The sequence below is a fragment of the Bacillus pinisoli genome, from assembly GCF_023036475.1.
Lineage (GTDB): Bacteria > Bacillota > Bacilli > Bacillales > SA4 > Bacillus_BS > Bacillus_BS pinisoli.
The window spans coordinates 1-2,231 of record NZ_JAJQKI010000029.1 but is presented as its reverse complement, the minus strand read 5'-3'; the positions used below and the strand labels follow the sequence as shown (position 1 = coordinate 2,231).

General features: G+C 53.1%; 1 rRNA gene. It reads left to right on the top strand.

Features of this window, described 5'->3' with window-relative positions:
• Positions 1-2,231: ribosomal RNA gene (locus LT143_RS20245) — 23S ribosomal RNA — on the top strand; the annotation flags it as partial.

Genomic DNA, 2,231 nt, shown 5'->3' with positions numbered 1-2,231 from the left:
CGGGTGATGGCGTGCCTTTTGTAGAATGAACCGGCGAGTTACGATCCCGTGCAAGGTTAAGTTGAAGAGACGGAGCCGCAGCGAAAGCGAGTCTGAATAGGGCGAATGAGTACGTGGTCGTAGACCCGAAACCAGGTGATCTACCCATGTCCAGGGTGAAGTTCAGGTAACACTGAATGGAGGCCCGAACCCACGCACGTTGAAAAGTGCGGGGATGAGGTGTGGGTAGCGGAGAAATTCCAATCGAACTTGGAGATAGCTGGTTCTCTCCGAAATAGCTTTAGGGCTAGCCTCGAGTTTTAGAGTCTTGGAGGTAGAGCACTGATTGGACTAGGGGCCCTCATCGGGTTACCGAATTCAGTCAAACTCCGAATGCCAAAGACTTATACTCGGGAGTCAGACTGCGAGTGATAAGATCCGTAGTCGAAAGGGAAACAGCCCAGACCACCAGCTAAGGTCCCAAAGTATACGTTAAGTGGAAAAGGATGTGGAGTTGCCCAGACAACCAGGATGTTGGCTTAGAAGCAGCCACCATTTAAAGAGTGCGTAATAGCTCACTGGTCGAGTGACTCTGCGCCGAAAATGTACCGGGGCTAAACGTATCACCGAAGCTGTGGAATGTCTTACGACATTGGTAGGAGAGCGTTCTAAGGGCGTTGAAGCTAGACCGTAAGGACTGGTGGAGCGCTTAGAAGTGAGAATGCCGGTATGAGTAGCGAAAGACAAGTGAGAATCTTGTCCACCGAATGCCTAAGGTTTCCTGAGGAAGGCTCGTCCGCTCAGGGTTAGTCAGGACCTAAGCCGAGGCCGAAAGGCGTAGGCGATGGATAACAGGTTGATATTCCTGTACCACCTCCTCACCGTTTGAGCAATGGGGGGACGCAGGAGGATAGTGAATCGCGCTGTTGGATATGCGCGTCCAAGCAGTTAGGCTGGTAAGTAGGCAAATCCGCTTACCATTAAGGCTGAGCTGTGATGGCGAGGGAATTATAGTACCGAAGTTCATGATTCCACACTGCCAAGAAAAGCCTCTAGCGAGGTGAGAGGTGCCTGTACCGCAAACCGACACAGGTAGGCGAGGAGAGAATCCTAAGGTGATCGAGAGAACTCTCGTTAAGGAACTCGGCAAAATGACCCCGTAACTTCGGGAGAAGGGGTGCTCTGGTAGGGTGCAAGCCCGAGAGAGCCGCAGTGAAAAGGCCCAAGCGACTGTTTAGCAAAAACACAGGTCTCTGCGAAGCCGCAAGGCGAAGTATAGGGGCTGACACCTGCCCGGTGCTGGAAGGTTAAGAGGAGAGGTTAGCGCAAGCGAAGCTTTGAATTGAAGCCCCAGTAAACGGCGGCCGTAACTATAACGGTCCTAAGGTAGCGAAATTCCTTGTCAGGTAAGTTCTGACCCGCACGAAAGGTGTAACGATTTGGGCACTGTCTCAACGAGAGACTCGGTGAAATTATAGTACCTGTGAAGATGCAGGTTACCCGCGACAGGACGGAAAGACCCCGTGGAGCTTTACTGTAGCCTGATATTGAATTTTGGTACAGCTTGTACAGGATAGGTAGGAGCCTGAGAAGCCGGAGCGCCAGCTTCGGTGGAGGCGTCGGTGGGATACTACCCTGGCTGTATTGAAATTCTAACCCGCAGCTCTGATCGAGCTGGGAGACAGTGTCAGGTGGGCAGTTTGACTGGGGCGGTCGCCTCCCAAAATGTAACGGAGGCGCCCAAAGGTTCCCTCAGAATGGTTGGAAATCATTCGTAGAGTGTAAAGGCACAAGGGAGCTTGACTGCGAGACCTACAAGTCGAGCAGGGACGAAAGTCGGGCTTAGTGATCCGGTGGTTCCGCATGGAAGGGCCATCGCTCAACGGATAAAAGCTACCCCGGGGATAACAGGCTTATCTCCCCCAAGAGTCCACATCGACGGGGAGGTTTGGCACCTCGATGTCGGCTCATCGCATCCTGGGGCTGTAGTCGGTCCCAAGGGTTGGGCTGTTCGCCCATTAAAGCGGTACGCGAGCTGGGTTCAGAACGTCGTGAGACAGTTCGGTCCCTATCCGTCGTGGGCGTAGGAAATTTGAGAGGAGCTGTCCTTAGTACGAGAGGACCGGGATGGACACACCGCTGGTGTACCAGTTGTTCTGCCAAGGGCATCGCTGGGTAGCTATGTGTGGACGGGATAAGTGCTGAAAGCATCTAAGCATGAAGCCCCCCTCAAGATGAGATTTCCCATTCTT